The 19068-nt window shown below is 68.1% G+C and carries 14 protein-coding genes; 9 read left to right on the forward strand and 5 right to left on the reverse strand.

Features of this window, described 5'->3' with window-relative positions:
• Positions 1 to 305 precede the first annotated feature (305 nt).
• From gltB to I1A62_RS27490, 4 genes are all read left to right on the forward strand, one after another.
• Positions 306 to 4904: a glutamate synthase large subunit gene (gene gltB, locus I1A62_RS27475; RefSeq protein WP_124392317.1), complete on the forward strand. Its 4599-nt coding sequence runs from the start codon at positions 306 to 308 to the stop codon at positions 4902 to 4904.
• Positions 4897 to 6348, forward strand: coding sequence for a glutamate synthase subunit beta (locus I1A62_RS27480; protein WP_124392316.1), 1452 nt, complete (start codon positions 4897 to 4899; stop codon positions 6346 to 6348). Before gltB ends, I1A62_RS27480 begins: the two co-directional genes overlap by 8 nt.
• Positions 6349 to 6529: 181 nt before the next feature.
• Positions 6530 to 7444, forward strand: coding sequence for a cutinase family protein (locus I1A62_RS27485; protein ID WP_219461475.1), 915 nt, complete (start codon positions 6530 to 6532; stop codon positions 7442 to 7444).
• A gap of 22 nt (positions 7445 to 7466) precedes the next feature.
• A complete protein-coding gene (locus tag I1A62_RS27490) occupies positions 7467 to 7916 on the forward strand; it encodes a thioesterase family protein (protein ID WP_124392315.1) in 450 nt (149 codons plus the stop codon).
• 93 nt (positions 7917 to 8009) lie between these two features.
• Here I1A62_RS27490 and I1A62_RS27495 read toward each other — a convergent pair whose 3' ends face one another.
• The gene (locus tag I1A62_RS27495) at positions 8010 to 8918 is read right to left on the reverse strand and encodes an SDR family NAD(P)-dependent oxidoreductase (RefSeq protein ID WP_219455424.1); all 909 of its coding nucleotides are present in this window, start codon (positions 8916 to 8918) and stop codon (positions 8010 to 8012) included.
• Between the two features lie 31 nt (positions 8919 to 8949).
• On the opposite strand from I1A62_RS27495, the gene I1A62_RS27500 reads away from it, so the two are divergent.
• The 5 genes from I1A62_RS27500 (at position 8950) to I1A62_RS27520 (ending at position 13485) form a co-directional block, all read left to right on the forward strand.
• Positions 8950 to 9447, forward strand: coding sequence for a hypothetical protein (locus I1A62_RS27500; RefSeq protein ID WP_219455426.1), 498 nt, complete (start codon positions 8950 to 8952; stop codon positions 9445 to 9447).
• Positions 9448 to 9508: 61 nt separating this feature from the next.
• Positions 9509 to 9802 (forward strand): putative quinol monooxygenase, encoded by a 294-nt coding sequence (locus I1A62_RS27505; RefSeq protein ID WP_072942817.1) that lies wholly within the window; start codon positions 9509 to 9511, stop codon positions 9800 to 9802.
• Between the two features lie 11 nt (positions 9803 to 9813).
• Positions 9814 to 10515 carry a dienelactone hydrolase family protein gene (locus I1A62_RS27510; protein WP_219455427.1) on the forward strand — a complete coding sequence of 234 codons (702 nt, stop codon included), beginning with the start codon at positions 9814 to 9816 and terminating at the stop codon, positions 10513 to 10515.
• Between the two features lie 232 nt (positions 10516 to 10747).
• On the forward strand, positions 10748 to 12196 hold the full coding sequence (locus I1A62_RS27515; protein ID WP_219455429.1) for an Hsp70 family protein: 1449 nt from the start codon (positions 10748 to 10750) through the stop codon (positions 12194 to 12196).
• Between the two features lie 71 nt (positions 12197 to 12267).
• Entirely contained in the window at positions 12268 to 13485 is a 1218-nt protein-coding gene (locus I1A62_RS27520) for an Hsp70 family protein (RefSeq protein WP_219455431.1), read from the forward strand.
• 16 nt (positions 13486 to 13501) lie between these two features.
• On the opposite strand, the gene I1A62_RS27525 is transcribed toward I1A62_RS27520, so the two are convergent.
• From I1A62_RS27525 to lysX, 4 genes are read right to left on the reverse strand one after another with little or no spacing between them, the layout of a single operon-like run.
• On the reverse strand, positions 13502 to 14101 hold the full coding sequence (locus I1A62_RS27525; protein WP_219455432.1) for a histidine phosphatase family protein: 600 nt from the start codon (positions 14099 to 14101) through the stop codon (positions 13502 to 13504).
• A 5-nt stretch (positions 14102 to 14106) separates the two neighbouring features.
• Complete coding sequence (locus I1A62_RS27530; RefSeq protein WP_219461476.1) at positions 14107 to 14925, reverse strand: alpha/beta fold hydrolase; 819 nt, start codon at positions 14923 to 14925, stop codon at positions 14107 to 14109.
• A 14-nt stretch (positions 14926 to 14939) separates the two neighbouring features.
• Complete coding sequence (locus tag I1A62_RS27535; RefSeq protein WP_124392309.1) at positions 14940 to 15620, reverse strand: DUF998 domain-containing protein; 681 nt, start codon at positions 15618 to 15620, stop codon at positions 14940 to 14942.
• Positions 15617 to 18958: a bifunctional lysylphosphatidylglycerol synthetase/lysine--tRNA ligase LysX gene (gene lysX, locus I1A62_RS27540; protein ID WP_124392308.1), complete on the reverse strand. Its 3342-nt coding sequence runs from the start codon at positions 18956 to 18958 to the stop codon at positions 15617 to 15619. Before lysX ends, I1A62_RS27535 begins: the two co-directional genes overlap by 4 nt.
• Between the last annotated feature and the right edge of the window lie 110 nt (positions 18959 to 19068).

Consider the following 19068-nt stretch of genomic DNA (forward strand, 5'->3'; position numbering starts at 1 on the left):
ATGTACTCAGTGCAGTCGGACGAGGTCCGCCCTCGACAATGCCCAGTTCAGAGGGTTAATAGGCCAACCTAAGTTGTGTTTCGTCAGGGGTTCTGAATTATCGTTTTCGTTACACGTTGGACCCACGAAAGTCCGACCCGACCGAAAAGCCACGTCGCCTGGTGCGAGGACCACACCCAGCGTGCTGCAAAAGGGCGATAGCCGATCGGTGGTGCCGAGCACGTCGTGACGGCACCTGCATTGCAAGTTGATGGCCATCAGCGCTGCTGGTCGTCGGTGCATCTTTTGGCATACGAAGGCTAGGTATGAAGCAACTTCCAGGCCCCCAGGGGCTGTATCACCCGTCGAACGAGCACGATTCCTGTGGTGTCGCGTTCGTCGTGGACATGAAGGGCCGCCGCAGCAGGGACATCGTCGAAAAGGCGATCACCGCGCTGGTGAACCTCGAGCACCGTGGTGCCGCGGGCTCCGAACCCAACACGGGTGACGGCGCCGGCATCCTCCTCCAGGTCCCGGACAAGTTCTTCCGCGCCGTGGTCGACTTTCCGCTGCCCGCGGAAGGCACGTATGCCACCGGCATCGCCTTCCTGCCGCAGAGCAAGGCCGACGCGCAGCGCGCCGCCGACGCCGTCGAGAAGATCGTCGAGAGCGAGGGCCTGAAGGTCCTCGGCTGGCGTGAGGTCGCGACCGACGACTCGTCGCTCGGCGCCCTGGCCCGCGACGCCATGCCGACGTTCCGGCAGATCTTCATCGGCAGCGAGAACGACGCCCTCACCGGACTCGACCTCGAGCGCCGCGCCTACGTCGTCCGAAAGCGCACCGAGCACGAACTGGGCAGCGAAGGCGCAGGCAAGGACGGTCCCGGTCGCGAGACCGTGTACTTCCCGAGCCTGTCGAGCCAGACGTTCGTCTACAAGGGCATGCTCACCACGCCGCAGCTGAAGGGTTTCTACCTGGACCTGCAGGACGAGCGCGTCGAGTCGGCCCTCGGCCTGGTGCACTCGCGCTTCTCCACCAACACGTTCCCGTCGTGGCCGCTTGCCCACCCGTTCCGGCGCGTGGCGCACAACGGTGAGATCAACACCGTCACCGGCAACGAGAACTGGATGCGTGCCCGTGAGGCGCTCATCGACAGCGACATCTTCGGCGGTCGCGAGCAGTTGGAGAAGATCTTCCCGGTCTGCACGAACGGCGCCAGCGACACCGCGCGCTTCGACGAGGTGCTGGAGATGCTGCACCTCGGTGGCCGCAGCCTGCCGCACGCCGTGCTGATGATGATCCCGGAAGCCTGGGAACGCCACGAGAGCATGGACCCCGCGCGCCGGGCGTTCTACCAGTACCACTCGTCGCTCATGGAGCCGTGGGACGGACCGGCGTCGGTGTGCTTCACCGACGGCACCGTCATCGGCGCCGTCCTGGACCGCAATGGCCTGCGCCCCTCCCGCCTCTGGGTGACCGACGACGACCTCGTCGTCATGGCCTCCGAGGTCGGCGTCCTGCCGATCGACCCGGCCACCGTCGTGAAGAAGATCCGGCTGCAGCCCGGCCGCATGTTCCTCGTCGACACCGCCGAGGGTCGCATCATCAGCGACGACGAGATCAAGTCGGAACTGGCCGCCGAGCACCCCTACCAGGAGTGGCTCGACCAGGGTCTGACCCATATGAACGACCTGCCGGACCGCCCGTACACCTACATGTCGCACGAGCGTGTGGTTCTGCGTCAGCAGATGTTCGGGTACACCAACGAAGAGGTCAACCTCCTCGTCAAGCCGATGGCGATCTCCGGTGCCGAGGCTCTCGGCTCCATGGGTACCGACACCCCGATCGCCGTGCTGTCTTCGCGGTCGCGGATGCTGTTCGACTACTTCTCGCAGCTGTTCGCGCAGGTCACGAACCCGCCGCTCGACGCCATCCGCGAGGAGGTTGTCACCAGCCTCGGCGGCACCATCGGCCCCGAGCACGACCTGCTGCACCCCACCGCGGAGTCCTGCCGGCAGATCTTCCTGCCGCAGCCGATCCTGCACAACGACGACCTGTCGAAGCTCATTCACGTCAACGACGACGGCGAATTCCCGAACTTCCGCAGCGTCATCGTCCGCGGTCTGTACCCGGTGGCCGAAGGCGGAGCGGGTCTGCGCAAGGCCCTCGACGACGTCCGCTACCAGGTGTCGGAGGCCATCGCCGGCGGTGCGCGCCTCGTCGTCCTGTCCGACCGTGAGTCGAACGAGACGTACGCGCCCATCCCGTCGCTGCTGCTGACGTCGGCCGTACACCACCACCTGGTGCGCGAGAAGACGCGCACCAAGGTCGGTCTCATCGTCGAGGCCGGCGACGCCCGCGAGGTGCACCACATGGCGCTTCTCATCGGCTTCGGTGCGGCCGCGGTCAACCCGTACATGGCGTTCGAAACCGTCGACGAGGCGGTGCAGAACAACGAACTGCAGGGTGTCACGCTCGACAAGGCCATCCAGAACTACATCAAGGCCGCGGGCAAGGGTGTGCTCAAGGTGATGTCCAAGATGGGCATCTCCACCCTGGCGTCCTACACCGGCGCCCAGCTGTTCCAGGTCATCGGCCTGTCGCAGGACCTGGTCGACGAGTACTTCACCGGGCTCAATTCGAGCCTCGGCGGCATCGGCCTCGACCAGATCGCCGCCGATGTCGCGGTCCGCCACGCCAACGCGTACCTGGACCGTCCCGAGGAGCGCGCGCACCGCGAGCTCGAGGTGGGCGGCGAGTACCAGTGGCGTCGTGAGGGCGAGTACCACCTGTTCAACCCGGACACGGTGTTCAAGCTGCAGCACTCCACGCGCACCGGGCAGTACGAGGTGTTCAAGGAGTACACGAAGCTCGTCGACGACCAGTCCGAGCGCCTCGCAGCGTTGCGCGGCCTGTTCGAGTTCAAGAAGGGTGTGCGCGAGCCCGTCCCGCTGGACGAGGTCGAGCCCGCCACCGAGATCGTCAAGCGCTTCTCGACCGGTGCGATGAGCTACGGCTCCATCTCCGCCGAGGCACATGAGACGCTCGCGATCGCCATGAACCGCCTCGGCGGTCGTTCCAACTCCGGTGAGGGCGGCGAGAACCCGGCCCGCTTCACGCCGGACGAGAACGGTGACTGGCGCCGGTCCGCGATCAAGCAGGTCGCGTCGGGACGCTTCGGTGTCACGTCGCACTACCTGACCAACTGCACCGACATCCAGATCAAGATGGCGCAGGGAGCCAAGCCCGGTGAGGGCGGCCAGCTGCCGGCGCACAAGGTGTACCCGTGGGTGGCAGAGGTCCGGCACTCCACGCCCGGCGTCGGGCTGATCTCGCCGCCGCCGCACCACGACATCTACTCGATCGAGGATCTCGCGCAGCTGATCCACGACCTGAAGAACGCCAACCCGCAGGCCCGGATCCACGTGAAACTGGTGTCCGAGGTCGGTGTCGGCACCGTCGCCGCGGGTGTGTCCAAGGCACACGCGGACGTCGTGCTGATCTCCGGTCACGACGGTGGCACCGGTGCCACCCCGCTGACGTCGATGAAGCACGCGGGCGCCCCGTGGGAGCTCGGCCTCGCCGAGACCCAGCAGACGCTGCTGCTCAACGGTCTGCGCGACCGCATCGTCGTGCAGGTCGACGGCCAGCTGAAGACGGGCCGCGACGTCATGGTCGCCGCGCTGCTCGGTGGCGAGGAGTTCGGTTTCGCGACCGCCCCGCTGGTGGTGTCGGGTTGCATCATGATGCGGGTCTGCCACCTCGACACCTGCCCCGTGGGTGTCGCGACGCAGAACCCGGTGCTGCGCAAGCGGTTCAACGGCAAGCCGGAGTTCGTGGAGAACTTCTTCCTCTTCATCGCCGAAGAGGTGCGCGAGCTTCTCGCGGAGCTCGGCTTCCGCACCCTCGACGAGGCCGTCGGCCAGGTCGACGCCCTCGACACCACGAAGGCGCTCGAGCACTGGAAGGGCAGCAAGGCCGGCAACCTCGACCTGTCGCCGATCCTGCACGAGACCGAGTCGGCGTTCATGGACCAGGACCTGTACTGCACGGGCACCCAGGACCACGGCCTCGACAAGGCGCTCGACCAGCAGCTGATCGTCCAGAGCCGTAACGCTCTCGACAAGGGCGAGAAGGTCACGTTCGAGTCGCCGATCACCAACGTCAACCGCACGGTCGGCACCATGCTCGGCCACGAGGTGACGAAGGCGTACGGCGGCGACGGACTGCCGGACAACACGATCGACATCACGTTCACCGGTTCGGCCGGTAACAGCTTCGGTGCGTTCGTCCCCAAGGGCATGACCCTGCGCCTGCACGGCGATGCCAACGACTTCGTCGGCAAGGGCCTGTCCGGTGGACGCCTCGTGGTGCGCCCGCCGCTGGAGACCGCGCCCGGGTTCGTCGCCGAGGACAACATCATCGGCGGCAACGTGATCCTGTTCGGTGCCACGAGCGGTGAGGCTCTGCTCCGCGGTGTCGTGGGCGAGCGGTTCGCGGTCCGCAACTCCGGTGCCACCGCTGTCGTCGAAGGTGTCGGCGACCACGGTTGCGAGTACATGACCGGCGGAAAGGTCGTCATCCTCGGTGCGACGGGACGCAACTTCGGTGCCGGCATGTCCGGTGGCGTCGCGTACGTCTACAACCCGGACAAGGTGTTCGAGGACAACCTCAACACGGAACTGGTGGATCTCGAGGACCTGACGGGCGACGACTTCACTTGGCTCAAGTCCGCGATCGAGCGTCACCGCGACGAGACGGGCTCCGAGGTTGCCGCGCGCATCCTCTCCGACTGGTCGCAGCAGGTCAATCATTTCGCGAAGGTCATGCCCCGCGATTACAAGAAGGTGCTCTTGGCCATCGAGGCCGCGAAGAAGGATGGAAAGAACGTGGACGAGGCAGTGATGGAGGCAGCTCGTGGGTGATCCAAGCGGCTTCCTGAAGCACACGTCACGCGAGCTTCCGGTTCGCAGGCCGGTGCCGTTGCGTCTGCTCGACTGGAACGAGGTTTACGAGGAGTTCTCGTCGGACACCCTGAAGACTCAGGCCAGCCGGTGCATGGACTGCGGTATCCCGTTCTGCCACAACGGTTGTCCGCTGGGGAACCTGATTCCCGAGTGGAACGACCTGGTGTACAAGGACCGGTGGCACGACGGCATCGAGCGCCTGCACGCGACCAACAACTTCCCGGAGTTCACCGGGCGGCTGTGCCCCGCACCCTGTGAGGCGTCGTGCGTCCTGGGCATCAACCAGGACCCCGTCACCATCAAGCAGGTCGAGGTCGAGCTCATCGACCGCGCCTTCGACGAGGGCTGGGTCAAGCCGGTGCACCCGACGCGTTCGACGGGCAAGAAGGTCGCCGTCGTCGGTTCCGGACCCGCGGGTCTCGCTGCAGCGCAGCAGCTGACCCGCGCCGGGCACATGGTCACCGTGTTCGAGCGGGCCGACCGCATCGGCGGGCTCCTCCGGTACGGCATCCCCGAGTTCAAGATGGAGAAGCGGCACATCGACCGCCGTCTCGACCAGATGAACTCCGAGGGCACCGTCTTCAAGACGGGTGTCAACGTGGGTGTCGACATCACGGCGGACGCACTGCGCGAGCAGTTCGACGCCGTGGTCCTGGCCGGCGGTGCCACCGAGGCCCGCGACCTGCCGATCCCCGGCCGCGAGCTGGACGGCATCCACCAGGCGATGGAGTTCCTGCCGATCGCCAACCGCGTGCAGCTCGGCGATCTGGAGCAGCCGACCATCACCGCGGAGGGCAAGAAGGTCGTCATCATCGGTGGCGGCGACACCGGCGCGGACTGCCTGGGCACCTCGCACCGTCAGGGTGCCGAGAGCGTTTACCAGTTCGAGATCATGCCGAGACCGCCCGAGACCCGCGCCGAGCACACCCCGTGGCCGACGTACCCGTTGATGTACCGCGTCGCGTCCGCTCACGAGGAAGGCGGCGAACGTCTCTTCTCCGTGAACACCGAACGGTTCGTCGGTGCCGACGGCAAGGTGACCGCGCTGAAGGCCCACGAGGTCGAGATGAAGTCGGGTCGCTTCGAGAAGGTCGAGGGCTCGGACTTCGAGCTCGAGGCCGACCTCGTCCTGCTGGCGATGGGCTTCACCGGACCCGAGAAGCCGGGCCTGCTCACCGATCTCGGCGTCGACCTCAACGAGCGCGGCAACGTCGCCCGCTCCGCGAAGTGGGCCACCAACGTCGACGGCGTCTTCGTGGCAGGCGACATGGGACGCGGACAGTCGCTGATCGTGTGGGCCATCGCCGAGGGTCGCTCCGCGGCCGCAGCGGTCGATGCGTACCTCGAGGGCAAGACGTCGCTGCCGTCTCCGATCGAGACCACCACCGCCCCGCAGCGGTAGCTGTAACCGCCAGTTCAATCCGCACCCCGGTAGGTTTTCCTACCGGGGTGTCGGTTTATCGTGCGGAGGTCACGTTCGGTCGGTAACGTTCATTTACCGATCGTGCATCTTTAGGTCACGTCGTCCTGGCAGCATCCCGTCTGCTGGACGGCGAAGGGGAGAACAGGTTGATGCCATGGCAATGAGACGGGTTATCGCATTCTTGACCGCAGTGGCCGCTGCCGCGGCCATCCCGGTGGCGTCGGGGGTGATGGGTACGAGCGCAGTAGCCAACGCGGACCCCTGCCCGAGCCTGTACGTGGTCGCGATTCCGGGGACGTGGGAAACGTCCACCAAGGACAACGTCCGGCCCACGCCGGGTCTGCTGTCCGCGGTGACGAACGGTCTGCCGTCGTCGATCCGCACCGACTACGTCACGTACGCCGCCACGGCCTTCCCATGGGAGTCCGAGGTGTACGGGCGCTCGAAGGCGCAGGCGGTCACCAATGCCAAGGGCATGCTGTCGTCGATGTCGCAGCAGTGCCCCGACACCAAGCTGTCGATCATCGGCTACAGCCAGGGCGCCGACGCCGCGGGTGATCTCGCCGCCGAGATCGGCACCGGCCTCGGTGTCGTCCCCGCCGACAAGATCGCGGCCGTCGGACTCGTCTCCGATCCGCGGCGGTCGCCGACCGACGCCCTCGTCGGCCCCGCCGTCGCCGGCAGCGGCGCCGGTGGTCCCCGCATCGGCGGGTTCGGCTGGGTCAGCCAGAACACGCGCACCTTCTGCGCGTACGGCGACCTGTACTGCTCCACGCCGAAGGAAGACTTCGTGACGCGGCTCGCCGGGTTCCTCGCGCAGACGTCGGATCCGACGCCGAACCTGTTCGGCCGCTACCAGCAGGAAGCGCTGGCGATCTGGAACGACATCCTCGCGGTCGGTGGTGTGCCCGCGCTGATGGCTCAGCTGGACGAGCAGCACAACGAGAAGAGGATCGACGAGCTGGAGCAGTTCTACAAGTCGCAGGCCCACCAGGACTACACCAGCTACGCGGTCGACGGTTCGGGTACGCCGGCCACCACGTGGCTGAGGAACTGGTTGCGCGACATCGCGTGAGTTCCACCGACGGCGGCAGGGGATGATGTCCATCGTGACCGACTCCCCTGCCGCCGTCGTCGGCTACGACGCCTTCGTGACCGTCCGGTGGTCCGACATGGACGCCTTTCAGCACATCAACCATGCGCGGATGGTGACGTTGCTCGAAGAGGCCCGGATCGACTGGCTGCTCAGCGAGGGCAGCGAGAACTCGTCGCTCATCACGAGCGCGTTCATCGCCGACATCCACGTGAAGTACCGGGGACAGTTGCGGCATTCCGACAGCCCGCTCCGGGTCACGATGTGGATCGCGAAGCACCGGGCCGTCGACTTCACCATCGGCTACGAGGTCCGGGGCGCGCGTACCCCGATCACCGACCCGCCCGCCGTCACCGCGACCACTCAGATGGCCGTCGCGGATGTCGACGCCCAGCGGCTACGCCGCATCACGCCCACCGAGCGCGAGTACCTGGCCCGCTGGTCTCGTACGTGAGCGGCAAAGTGTGTTCCGGGACGCTTTCCCACTCACGTGTGGAGGTCGCCGGGGGCCGGCCGGGTACAGGCGCCCACCTCCTGACGTCTCGGATCAGCCGAGGTCGAGGCGGGCGCCGAGCCGCATGCTGCCCGGGGTGAGGCGGCTCAGCGCGCGCCCGAACTTGGCTTCGGGCGTGACGGGGACGACGGCCTTGTTGGATTTGACGGCCTTCACGATCTGCGTCGCCACCCGGTCCGGGGTGAAACCGCGTTTGCGGTAGAGCTTGTCGGTCCGGTCCCGCATCTTCGTCTGCTCCTCCGGGGTGGCGCCGGCGAAGTCGGTGGCCTGGATGATGTTGGTGTGGACGAGTCCGGGGCAGATGGCGCTGACGCCGATGCCGTGATTCACCAATTCCGCTCGGAGACAGTCCGACAGCATGAACACCGCGGCCTTGCTCGTCGCGTACGCGGTGAGTCGCTTCTGCGGCGTGAACGCCGCGGCGGACGACAGGTTCACGATGTGCCCGCCGGTACCGCGTTCGATCATCTGCTCGGCGAACGCGCGGGAACCGTAGACGACTCCCCAGAAATTCACGTCCATCACCCGCTCGAAGTCCTTCTGCGGGGTCTGCGTGAACGTGCCCGAATATCCGATTCCGGCGTTGTTGATCACGACGTCGGGGGTGCCGTGCTCGGCCTGCACCTTCTCCGCGAAGCGCTGCACCTCGTCCTCCACCGCGACGTCCACTTGATAGGCGTGGGAGCCGCCCCCGAAGATGGCGACGGCGCCGCCGCCCTTCATCTGGGCGGAATTGATGAGATCGGAGGTCTGCTGCGCGGATTCGAGATCGCGATCGGCGACCACCACCACGGCACCCTCGGACGCGAACGCCAGCGCGGTCTCGCGCCCGATCCCGCTGCCGCCACCGGTGACGACGACGAGAGTGCCGTCGAGATCCCGCAGCCGGTGATGCTTCCGTGCACCGCTGCGCCAGCCCCTGACTTCGCCGAGAAGACTCATGTGACCATCTTGTCCGAGTACGGTCGGTTGTGTGCTGATCTGGTACGTCAGCTATGGATCGAACATGGCTGCGACGCGTCTGACCTGCTACCTGCGCGGTGGTCGCCCGGCCGGGGGCAACCTCGTGCACACGGGCGCCCGCGATGCGCGCGCCCCACGCGCGTCGATGCCGGTGGTGATACCCGGCACGGTGTTCTTCGCGGGAGAGTCGCGGATCTGGGGCGGCGGCCGCGCGTTCTACGACCCCGACGCGCCCGGCACCGTCGCGGCCCGCGCCTTCCTGGTGACGCGGGAACAGTTCGAGGACATTCACGCGCAGGAACCCGCCTGCTACGACCGCCTGGTCGCACTCGGATCCCGCAACGGCGTCCCCATGCGCACGTTCACCACCCGTGCCCGCGGCGACGTCGTGGCCAGGAACGCGCCGGCGCCCGCCTATCTCGCGACCATCGCGGACGGCCTCCGCGAGGCGCACGGCTGGGACGAACCGAAGGTCGCCGATTATTTGACGCGACTTCGGGTTTCCTAGCCGACCCAACTGTGCTTACGTGAGACGGGCCACACGAGGTGGCGTTCACGAAAGGGAGTCGATGTCCGATCTGCATGTCGTAGCGACCATTCCTGCCAAGCCCGGCTCCGAGGACATTGTCGGTGGCGGACTGTCCGCGCTGGCCGCGGAGAGCCGCAAGGAAGAGGGCTGCATCTCGTACGAGGTGTTCGAATCAGCCGCGGTCGCGGGAACCTTCGTCACCGTGGAGGTGTGGACCGGCCAGGAGGCGCTCGACGCGCACATGCAGTCGCCGCACTTCCAGGCCGCGCTCGGGAAGTTCGGTGAGCACCTCGCCGGGGCACCGGGGATCCACCCGCTGAAGCCGGTTTCCTAGAGTCGTAGTTCGTGACCACACCACTCACCGTCATCGCCCCCGAAGGTCCGGCCCGCGGCGGCGTCGTCGTCATCCAGGAGGCGTTCGGCGTCACCGACCACATCGTCGACGTCTGCCGCCGTTTCGCCTCGGCCGGGTATCACGCCGTCGCCCCGCACCTGTTTCACCGCAGCGGCGATCCGGTGCTGAACTACGACGACCTTCAGGCGGCGATGTCGCTGATCGGTGAGCTCACGGCGGAGCACATCGACGAGGACGTCGACGGGGCCGTCGCGGCTCTGTCGGCGGCCTCGATCGAACCCCGGAACACGGCGATCGTCGGATTCTGCATGGGCGGGACCGTCGCGTTCCACACGGCGACCCGCCTCGACCTGGGCGCGGCGGCGAGTTTCTACGGCGGCGGCATCGCGAAGGCGCGGTTCGGGTATCCGACGCAACTCGACGCCGCCGGCCTGCTGCGAACGCCGTGGCTGGGCCTGTTCGGTGACCGCGACAAGGGGATCCCGGCCGAGGAGGTCGAGGAGTTGCGCACCGCCGTCGCGCACGCCCCGGTGGACACCGAGATCGTCCGCTACCCCGAGGCCGAGCACGGCTTCCACTGCGACGACCGGCCCGCCGTGTACAACGAGGCCGCCGCCCGGGACGGATGGGCGCGAACGCTGCAGTGGTTCGGCACCCACGTCGACGGCACACGCGCAGCCGGAACCGACTGATCGCGGCCGAATCCCCTCGGGTGGACGGAAACGCGACATTCGTCCACGAACGAGACAGGGCACGGCGTGTTGCGTTCGCCGCGTTTCTTGTGCCGCGTTTCCGCAGGTTTCGACGTCGACGGCTCGCCGTTAATACGATGTGCGTCACAGGAGTACGTCGAAAACCCGTCTGACGTGGCGTCCGGTCTCCTTCATGCGCGAGACCCGTAATCGAACCGTTATAGTCGGCGGCATGACTTCAGTTCTCGGTGTATCCGTCGGCGCCAGCGCGGTGCGCTTCGCGTGCCACGACGCCGTGAGCCTCGAAACCCCGACCTTCCAATCACGGTCGGTGACCGCAACACTCGAATTGCCGGCGGAACTGGCCGCCGAATCCATCGGGACGGTGCTCGCCGAACGGGACGAGACCGACGAGGTGGAGGCCATCGGCGTCGCGTACCAGGACGACGCGCAGGCCGGTGCCATGCAGGCCGCGATGGCGCGGCTGCAGATCGCCAACTTCCAACTGGTCCCCGAAGTCACCGCCGCGCTGCAGATGCTCGAGATGTCCGGCGAACTCGGCGACCACTCGACGCTCGTGTTCTACGACCTCGGCAGTTCGGGTCTCACGGTCACCGTCCTCGACCGCGACTCCGGCATGGTGCTGAGCCGTGCCCGCTCGGATCAGATCAGCGGCGACCTAGTCGACCGGCTGATCTGCGACAACCAACTCGAACTGAACCGCTTCGCGCACCCCGCCGACGCTGCGGCCGCCTTCGCGCTCGCCGCGCGGTGCCGCGACGCGAAAGAGCAGCTGTCCAGTAGCGGAGCGGTGTGCATGCCGGGCGAGGGCGGTCTGCTGCTTCTGTCGCAGGACACCTTCGATTCGCTCATCGTGGGCCCCGTCGAGACCTCGGCGCGCCTCACCCGCGAGGTCATCCGCCGCTCGGGACGCGCCCCCGACGCCGCGGTGCTGATCGGCGGCGGCGCCCACATTCCGTTGGTCGCGTCGGTGATCGAGTCCTGGCTCGATCTTCCCGTGATCGTCCCCGCGCAGCCCGAATTGGTGGCGGCGGAGGGTGCGGCCCTGTTGGCGCTCCCGACATTCGACGAGTTCGTGGCACCGCTGCCCCAGCCGGTGCCGGAGCACGAACCCGAACCGGAATTGGAACCCGAGACGCAGGCCCTGTGGCACTCGTCCTCGCACTCGTACTCGGACGAGGCGATCGCACCGGCCCGGAAGCGTCGTGGCCTCGTCCTCGCAGGCGTTGCCCTGGTCGCCGCGGTCGGTCTCGGACTCGGTTTCGGCACCGACCTTCTGCAGGGTACGGAGGAGGAGACGCAGCCGGCCGCCACGCAGGCGACGACGGAAGCGCCCGCCGCGCAAGAGGCAGCGCCGTCGCAGCCCACCACGACCGCGGAAGTGCACACGCCCGTGGAGGCGGCTCCGTCGGACGTCGACGAGCAGCCGGTGATCCCACCGCAGACCGAGGTGCGCAGCACGTACCAGCCGCAGACACGGGCACAGAGTCCGACGCAGGTGCCGGTCGTCCCCGAAACGCAGAGCGTCGCGCCGTCCGACACGTCGGCTCCGCCGACGACGACGGAACCCGCTCCGCTGATCCCGGGTCTGCCGCAGTTCCAGATGCCGACGATTCCGCCGCCCGCACCGCTGGAATTGCCGCGGATTCCCGGGCTCTGAGCCGAAATAACGACGGCGGATGTCGCGAGGCCCCGACACGCCTTCCGTGACCAAACCGTTATAGTATTTCCATGGTTTCAGTTCTCGGTGTATCGGTCGGTGCCAGCGCGGTGCGCGTGGCGTACCCGGACGACGAGGGGGCCGTATTCCGGTCATTTCCCGTGGATTCGGCCCACACTCAACCGGAATTGCTGGTTGCCGACTCCATCGAAACGGTGATGGCCGAGCGCTCCGCCGCCGACGACGTGCAGGTCTTCGGTGTCGCGTATCGGGACGAGGCGCAGGCCGCTGCCGTGGAGGCCGCGATCGACTGCCATCTGGTCCCGGAAGTGACTGCGGCGCTCTGGATGCTCGAGGCGTCGGGACAGCTCGGCGACCATTCGACGCTCGTGTTCTACGACCTCGGCAGCTCCGGCCTCACCGTCACCGTGGTCGACCGATTCACCGGCGCGGTGCTCTCGTCGGCGCGTACCGACGAGATCAGCGGCGACGGCATCGATCGCTTGATCCGCGACCACCAGCTCGAGCAGGAACGCATTGCCCACCCGGTCGACGAGGCCGCGGAGTGGGCGCTCACCGAACGCTGCCGGCGGGCCAAGGAGGAACTGTCGACCAACACCGCGGTCTGCGTACCCGGCGACGGCGGTCTGCTGCTGCTCTCGCAGGACAATCTCGATTCGCTCATCGTCCGCCCGGTGGAGGCGTCGGCGCGTCTGGCGCGTGAGGTGATCGAATCGTCCGGGCGTGGTGCCGACGCGGTGGTTCTGATCGGGGGCGGTGCGCATATCCCGCTGGTGGCGTCGCTGATGGAGTCGTGGCTCGCGCTCCCGGTGATCGTGCCGGTGCAGCCCGAACTGGTGGCCGCGGAAGGCGCTGCGCTGCTGGCACAGGACCGCGCGGACTCTTCGGACCGCGGCGGCGCCGAGAGGTTCGCCAAACCCGTGATCCGCGGTGGTGCGCTGGCCGGTGGTGCGCTGGCCGTCGTCGCCGTGATCGGTCTCGGTCTCGGCTTCGGTGGTAGCCAGAGCTCCGACGGTGACGCACGTCCGGTCGCCACGCAGCCGAGCGCCGAGGAGGCGGCTCCGTCGCCCGCGCCGTCACCGGCGGCGCCACCGCCGGCCGCGGTGTCGATTCCGGAGCCGGCCCAGGAGGAGGCGAGCATGCCGGATCCCGCGCCCGCGCCTGCCCCCGCCCCGCGGCCCCTCATTCCCGGTCTGCCGCAGATTCAGCTGCCGACGCTCCCGCCGCCCCCGCCGTTGCCTCCGCTGCCCCGGATTCCGGGCCTCTAGCGGCTCGGAGCGGGCTCTACCGACGCAGCATGTCCCGGACGTGGCCGGTCTCGTTGACTGACGCCACCCGTCGCTCACCGCTGCGGGAGACGAGCACCCGCGTCACGGACACGTACTCGATCGGGAACACGAGGGGGCGGTCGAGGCCGAGAAGCTCCTGCAGGAACACGTTGATGACGCCGCCGTGGGCGAACACCGCGACGGTGTCCTCGTGGCCGGACTCGTCGACGATGCGGCCGAGGGAGTCGAACACCCTGGTGCGGAACGCGTCGGCGTCGACGGACTTCGGGAACTCGCCTGCCCGGATGCGGGCGTAGGCCTCCGGCGCGCGAGCTTCCGCCTCGTGGAACGGGATGTAGTGGTCGAGGTCGTAGTCGTATTCCGCGAGCCCGACGTACTCGGTGACGGGAAGGTTGAGCGCCTCGGCGACCGGCGCCGCCGTCTCGAGTGCGCGGCGTTGCGGGCTGCTCACGATCCGGGCGATGCGGTACGGGGCCAGAGCGGCGGGCAGCCGCTTGGCCTGCGCGTGACCTTCCTCGGTCAGTGCAGGGTCCGCGCGCCCGCTGGATGTGGTGACGAGCTCGGGCAGCGCGTGGCGGATCAATAGCAGTTGCACGCACCTCAGCTTGCCAGCTGCCGCACCAGCGCCGCGATCTGGCCGGGCTGATCGATCATCGCGTGGTGGTGCGCGGGGCGCACGACGCGGAACCTGGCACCCAGGAAGTGTGCGAACTGCTTCTGCGTGCGGATCCACGCCGACCCCCAGGGCGTCGGGCGGCCGGTGTGGGCGGCGGCCACGACGACCGGTGCCGTGATCGTCGTGGTGTCGCGCAGCGCGGCCAGTTCCTGGGCCAGCGCCGGGTACGACGCGTTCTCGACGATCGACGATTCGAGGTAGGTGGGCTCGCGGTAGATCCGTTCGACCCACCGGCGGGTGTCCGGGGCGAGCCCGTCGGGCGGGGTCGAATGGTTCAGGATCCGGCGGACCGTGGGGCCGAGAAGTTTCTGCAGTCCGGCCGCGCTGGCCGCCCGGGCCACCCGCCGGCCCGCCGTGACGCGCCACCGGGTCGGGATCACGCGGTGCGGACGGATGGTGACGGTGGCGTCCAGCAGAATCACGCCGCCGGTTCGCTCGGGGTGCAGCCGCGCGAACGCCTCGACGTAGATGCCGCCGAGCGAGTGGCCGACGAGCACCGCCGGGGTGGTCACCCGTAGCGCGTCGAGGACGTCGGCGATTCGGTCGGCCTCGCCACGAGCGGACGGCCGCTCGCCGGACGGGGGACTGAGTCCGTACCCGGGACGATCGATCCGCACGACGAGGCAGGTCCCGGACAGCAGTTCCACCACGTCGTCCCAGTCGAACCAGTTCCCGCCGAGGCCGCCGTAGAGGACGACGGGGGGGCCGTCGCCGTCGACCACCACGTGCACTCCCACGACCATTTCCCCAGGACGTTTCACGTGGAACCATCCCTTTCGGGGGTGACGTGAATCACGCTGAGTGCCACGAAGATCAGCCACCCGCAGAATGCGAGCAGTTGAACGCGCTGGCCGAGCCCGAGCCAGGCGTCCTGTTCCCCGCGTAGTCCGGCGGCCGTCAGCGTCCACACCGTGCCCCCGATGAACACGATCGCCACGGCCACGCCGGTCACTTTCAGCCAGGCCGGCCAGCCGTACCGGAACGCGGCCAACAGGAACGCGAGGTTCGACACGACGGCGCCCGTCGACGCGGACGCGCTGGTCACGGCGTGCAGATCGTGGGTGAGGGGCAGGTGCCCGGCGGACTCGCGCGCGGCGCACACGGCGTCGGTGGTGGCCGCGCAACTCATCGGCAGGCGCGAATCGGCGATGGTCGCGACAGCGAACACGATCAGCCCGATCCATCCGACCGCCGTCACCCAGCCCTGCGAGTACCGCGACAGTCCGAGCACCCCGGCCACGGCGACGATGCATCCGGTCACCAGGTCGCTGGTGCGGAACACGAATCCGTACGGCTGATCCGCGGCGGCGAGTTCGCTCGCGAACCCCCGCAGCGGGTCGATGCCGGTGTCGAGGACGAATTCGAGCAGCCACGACGCGTAGCCGACGGCGCCGAGGATCAGCAGCGCCGCGACGGCCACCCGGCCACGGGCGGTCATTGCCTCGGCTTGGCCAGGGGGAAGGCGAGGGTTTCGCGGATGCTGCCGCCGGTGATGAGCATGACCACCCGGTCGACGCCCATGCCGAGCCCACCGGTCGGCGGCATGGCGTGTTCGAGGGCCTGCAGGAAGTCCTCGTCGAGTTCCATCGCCTCCTCGTCGCCGCCTGCCGCGAGCATCGACTGCTCGGTGAGGCGGTTCCGCTGATCGACCGGGTCGGTGAGTTCGCTGTAGGCGGTGCCGAGTTCGACGCCCCACGCGACGAGGTCCCATTTGGCCGCGACTCCCGGAATCGTGGGGTGCGGACGCGTCAGCGGCGACATCGACGTGGGGAAGTTGGTGTAGAACGTGGGGAATTCGGTGTAGTCCTCCACCAGGTGCTCGTACATTTCCTGCGCCACGGCGCCGGCGTCCCACGCCGACTGGTACGGGATCTCGTGCTCGTCGCAGAGCCGTTGCAATTCCGCGAGCGGCGTCTCGGGGGAGACATCGACGCCGAGTTTCTCGGCGACCGCCTGGTGCATCGTCTTGACGGGCCATTCGCCGGAGATGTCGACCTCCACCAGCGTGCCGTCGGGGCCCGGCCGCATGATGATCTCGCGCCCATAGGCCGCGACCGCCGCGGTCTGGATCAACTCGCGGCACAGGACCATCATCTTCTCGTAGTCGCTGTGCGCCTCGTACGCCTCGAGGATCGTGAATTCCGGGTTGTGCTTGAAATCGACGCCCTCGTTGCGGAAGACACGGCCGATCTCGAACACCTTCTCCATGCCGGCGACGCACAGTCGCTTGAGATACAGCTCCGGCGCGATTCGCAGATACAGGTCCAGGTTGTAGGCGTTGATATGGGTGAGGAACGGGGCCGCGTTCGCGCCGCCGTGCACCTGCTGCAGGATCGGGGTCTCCACCTCGAGGAAACCACGTCCGCCGAGCGAATCGCGGAGCGACTTCACGACGGCGCTGCGGGCCTCCAGCAGCCGGCGGGCGTCGGAGTTGATGGCGAGGTCGACGTACCGCTGGCGGACGCGGGTCTCCGGGTCGGACAGGCCCTTCCACTTGTCGGGCAGGGGGTGCAGGCACTTGCCGGTCATGCGCCACTCGTTCGCAAGCAGCGACAGCGCACCGCGACGGCTGTATCCGATGACGCCGGCGACCTCGACCAGGTCGCCGAGGTCGAATTCGGCAGCGAACGCCCGGATTCGGTCGGTACCCACCCGGGCCTCGTCGACGAGGATCTGGATGTCGCCGGACCAGTCCCGGACCACCGCGAACACCACGCCGCCGTAGTCGCGGATCCGGAGCAGGCGGCCGGCGATGCGGACCGTCGTTCCCTCCGGCGACTCCACGGCCTCAGTCACCGTGTGGGAGGGCGGATACGCGACCGGGTAGGGGTCGATGCCCTGTTCCGCGAGGCCGGCCAACTTGTCGAGCCGGACGCGAACCTGCTCGGGACGTTTCGGTCCGTTCGCGGCCGGTGCCAGGCCTTCGCCGGGTGCGCTGCCGTCGGAGTGCAGTCCCTCGGCGGCGACGAGCGCGGCGGGGACCGCGGCGTGGTGGCCGGTGTGCGCGATGGCGTCGTGGGTGCCGGAACGTCCGAACCGGGGCAGGGTCACGAATCCTTCCGCGACGGCCGACGCGAATCCGACGCGCAGCAGTTCCCGGTTGTCCTCGAAGCAGAGGAACCGCGGCACCCACTCCGGTTGGTACTTCACGTTGGACCGGTAGAGCGCCTCGAGCTGCCACCAGCGGGAGAAGAACACGAGGATCGAGCGCCAGATCCGCAGGATCGGTCCGGCCCCGATGCGGGAGCCCTCCTCGAAGACCGAACGGAACACCGCGAAGTTCAGCGACACCTTGGTGATGCCGAATTGGTCGGAGGTGGTGGCCAGTTCGGACACCATCAGCTCGACCACCCCGTTGGGGGAGGTCGGCCTGCGGCGCATCAGGTCGAGGGAGACGCCCGTGGGTCCCCACGGAACCAGCGACAGGATGCCGTCGATCTCGCCGTCCTCGGCGATGGCCTCCACCAGCAGGCAGTCGCCGTCGAGGCGGTCGCCGAGCCGGCCGAGGGCCATCGAGAAGCCGCGCTCGGTCTCGGTGTCCCGCCACGAGTCCGCGAGCCGGATGGCCTCGGCCATCTCCTCGGCGGGAACGTCGCGGTGCCTGCGGATCCGGACGGTGATGCCCTGGCGGCGGACGCGGGTCACGGCCTGGCGGACCTGCCGCATGTCGCGTCCGCTGAGGTTGAACTCGCGGGTGCGGAGGATCGCTTCGTCGCCGAGTTGGAGGACGGTGAGACCGGCCTTGTTGTAGGCGGTGGCCCCGGTTTCGCTGGCACCCATCACGGCGGTGGCCCAACCGTATTGGGACGCGAGCGCCTGCCACGCCTCGATCGCGTGCGGCCACGCCTCCGGGTCGCCGATCGGATCGCCGCTGGCCAGGCACACACCCAGTTCGACGCGGTAGGTGATGGCCGCTTTCCCGCTGGGCGCGAACACGACGGCCTTGTCGCGGCGGGTGGCGAAGTAGCCGAGGGAGTCGTCGGCGCCGTACTGCAACAGCAGTCCGCGCAACGCCGATTCGTCGTTACCGGTGAGCGCGTTGTGGGAGCGCTGGGCGCGGAACAGCGTGATGACGGCGGCGAGGAGGGCGATCGCGCCGAACAGGCCGAGGAGGGTGTTGACGAATCCGTGCGGTCGACCGCTGAACTGTTCGTTGTCGGCGGCGGCGAGCGCGGTCACGCGGTTGAGCGCCCACAGGAAACGCTCGCCCTGCGGCAGGGTGCCGGGGAACAGTTCGACGAGTCCCCACCCGACGAGCGTGCCGATGGCGAGACCGACGATGAGGACGCCCAGCGCTTTCCAGCCTGCGCCGCGCCGGACCCGGGTGTAGAACTCGGGCCGGGCCGCGATGAGGATGCCGATCAGCACCACCTGGACCACGGCGGCGACCATCGCGTTCACGTTCCGGTCGGTGATGCTCACGATCACGTTGGTGATCAGGATGAGAGTCAGGTAGATCGTCAGCAGCCACCACGCGATCCGCTTGCGGCTCGCCAGCGCCGCCGCGAGCAGCGCGACCACCAGCGCCCACGACAGGCTGGTGTCGGGAGCGTCGAAGTAGTAGGTGTCGATGTACTCCCGCGGCACGTGCACGTAGTAGCGCAGTACCGGCGAGATGCTCCACAGGAATACGAGCACCGAGAAGACGCCCAGGATCAGTCCCGCGATGTGGGGAACCTGGTGCAGGCGCCCGTTCTTCGAGCCGAGTGCGGGCCGGGGCCGTGGTGCGGTGAGGTCGGCCTCGGACGCGTGGTGTGTCTCGGTGCTAGCTGACATCGAGCGTTTCCTTCCCGGCAAGAGATACGTACCGATCACGGGAGACAGATGTTCCAGTGTTCAGTGTGAGCCGTCGGGCCGCGATTTGGGTGAAGAGGGAAGATAGAGGC

It is taken from the genome of Rhodococcus sp. USK10, from assembly GCF_019378875.1.
GTDB classification, from domain to species: Bacteria; Actinomycetota; Actinomycetes; order Mycobacteriales; family Mycobacteriaceae; genus Rhodococcus_F; species Rhodococcus_F pseudokoreensis.